Raw genomic sequence first — 1845 nt, 5'->3', positions numbered from 1 at the left:
TTGGTTTGGGAGATGCGGCAAAAATGGACGCAGCCACGCTGGATATAACGTCAAACTCTCTTGTCGCGAAAATTCCGGTGTTGTTTTTGGGTGAGCAGAGAGCGCTTATTATCCAGGCGTCGTCACTCTCGAGTTCATCGACATCCGGGACGATTGTCTTCCCGGCTGCATTTCCAAATGCCTGCATTGTCGCTTTGACACACGATTATTCCAGCGCAGGAACGGATTTATCGAACGTAAAATTTAATGTTCCGTCGCAGACATCTGTTAACTGGTATGTCCAGAACATGGGCTCCGGCTCGACAAGTGTTCCGCCATCATCGTGGGGCTGGCTGGCAATTGGCTGGTAAAAAGGAAATTTAAAATGAAATTTTTCACATCTGATCCGTTGGCACTTTACAACACTGAAATTACATCAACCGTTCCAGATTCTGCTGTTGAAATTAGTGATGACCAATATGCAACACTAATTGCTGGTCAGGAAAATGGGAAAATCATTTCAACTGATGAAAATGGCTTTCCCTGTCTTGTTGAACCGCCACAGCCGACGCAAGCGGAATTAATAGCGAGTGCTGAAGCAAAAAAAGTTGTATTACGCGCTAATGCTGATTCTGAAATCGAGTGGCGGCAAGATGCTGTTGATGCAGAGATCGCGACGGAAGAGGAAACCGCCGTCCTGGCTGACTGGAAGAAATATCGGGTCTTGCTGATGCGTGTCGATACAGCAAAACCCGTATGGCCTACACCACCGGGGGGGCAGGCCAGTTAATATCTGGTGCGGTTCCTGTATCGGTTACAGTAACCGCATCAATATAATCAAGCGTCGCATTGAGTTTATTATTTTCTGCATCACTCAACACCCGCCCTGCCTGCAATTTCAACTGAATGATACTGATAGACTGCATCGCAGCATTTATTAATTGCTGGCGCTGTAGTTCCGCTTCGGCTATGGCGTCAGCCTGTTGCTCCTCAGTATCTGTTACCCATTTTTCCCCGTCCCACGCATCGTATGGGGTAGACGGTGCAACGCTGGTGTAACCATCGTGAACGGAGCCAATATAATCAACGGTGACGGCGCTGCCGTCAGCAGTTGACCAGACCGTTTCACCGCGATGATCTTCCTCAAGTTGCCAGCCAGTACCAGTGAACAAAGAGACCTTTCCTGCAACCGCTTCACCCGGATCAATATCGGTTGAGTTGCCCGGCATACTGACACCAACATTAATATATTCATCCGACCAACCGGTATATTCACCAGTCACTGAGTCAAAATAAAAACAGCGAATATTCCCCGGTTCTTTCGCCAGACCATTTTCATCAAATACAGGTTTCATTATTTAGCCCTTATCAGGAAATTAAGTGCAATGTTTCGAGATCGTGTTTCTGTTGAAGTTCTTGCAACTCGACCAGCATCGAAATACATAGTGTTAACCCGATCATTACCGGTGGTAGCCTGAGCGTTAGGAGGAGATGTTGTCTGAGAGCCTGGATAGAATGCACCGCCCTCACCGTTAACAAGCACACTTAATTGTGCTGCCCCGGCAGTTGCTGCGCTAAAAGAACCAGTAATATTTTGTAGTGCATCGAGTTGAGCTGACAGTAATCCGCGCCCTGCATCCACACCGCGCCCGTCGTCCCAGATGCGCAAAAATTCGCCGCGCATGTCAGGGATAACAAGCCCTGTCCAGACCTTCGCCAGTTTTGGGTATTCAGCGGCGGAGAATGATGCGCCATTGGGTTTCAGAAACACCATATTTGCCCATTCATCCATGACGGTATTTGGCATCGCCGCCAGCGGCCAGAAGAACGGAATTCCTATCGCTGGAGAGCCTGCTCCCAAACCAA

The 1845-nt window shown here is 48.5% G+C and carries 3 protein-coding genes and 1 pseudogene; 2 read left to right on the top strand and 2 right to left on the bottom strand.

The genetic code is table 11. From position 1 onward, the window contains the following. Together ACERJC_RS25440 and ACERJC_RS25435 are read left to right on the top strand one after the other, a co-directional pair. Nucleotides 1-350: gp53-like domain-containing protein (locus ACERJC_RS25440; protein WP_444861461.1), on the top strand; the 350-nt coding region annotated here is incomplete at its 5' end. Nucleotides 351-364: 14 nt separating this feature from the next. Further along, the gene (locus ACERJC_RS25435; RefSeq protein WP_047660147.1) at nucleotides 365-769 is read left to right on the top strand and encodes a tail fiber assembly protein; all 405 of its coding nucleotides are present in this window, start codon (nucleotides 365-367) and stop codon (nucleotides 767-769) included. Here ACERJC_RS25435 and ACERJC_RS25430 read toward each other — a convergent pair. Both ACERJC_RS25430 and ACERJC_RS25425 read right to left on the bottom strand, forming a co-directional pair. Next, on the bottom strand, nucleotides 741-1334 hold the full coding sequence (locus ACERJC_RS25430; protein WP_047660148.1) for a tail fiber assembly protein: 594 nt from the start codon (nucleotides 1332-1334) through the stop codon (nucleotides 741-743). The two genes, ACERJC_RS25435 and ACERJC_RS25430, sit on opposite strands and share 29 nt — an antisense overlap. Further along, a pseudogene (locus ACERJC_RS25425) lies at nucleotides 1334-1845 on the bottom strand (phage tail protein); the annotation flags it as partial. The pseudogene ACERJC_RS25425 and the gene ACERJC_RS25430, both read right to left, overlap by 1 nt.

The sequence above is a fragment of the Citrobacter telavivensis genome, from assembly GCF_041807075.1.
Taxonomy (GTDB): domain Bacteria; phylum Pseudomonadota; class Gammaproteobacteria; order Enterobacterales; family Enterobacteriaceae; genus Citrobacter_A; species Citrobacter_A telavivensis.
Note: the sequence above shows the minus strand (reverse complement) of the source record. Positions and strands in the feature narration are given on the sequence as shown.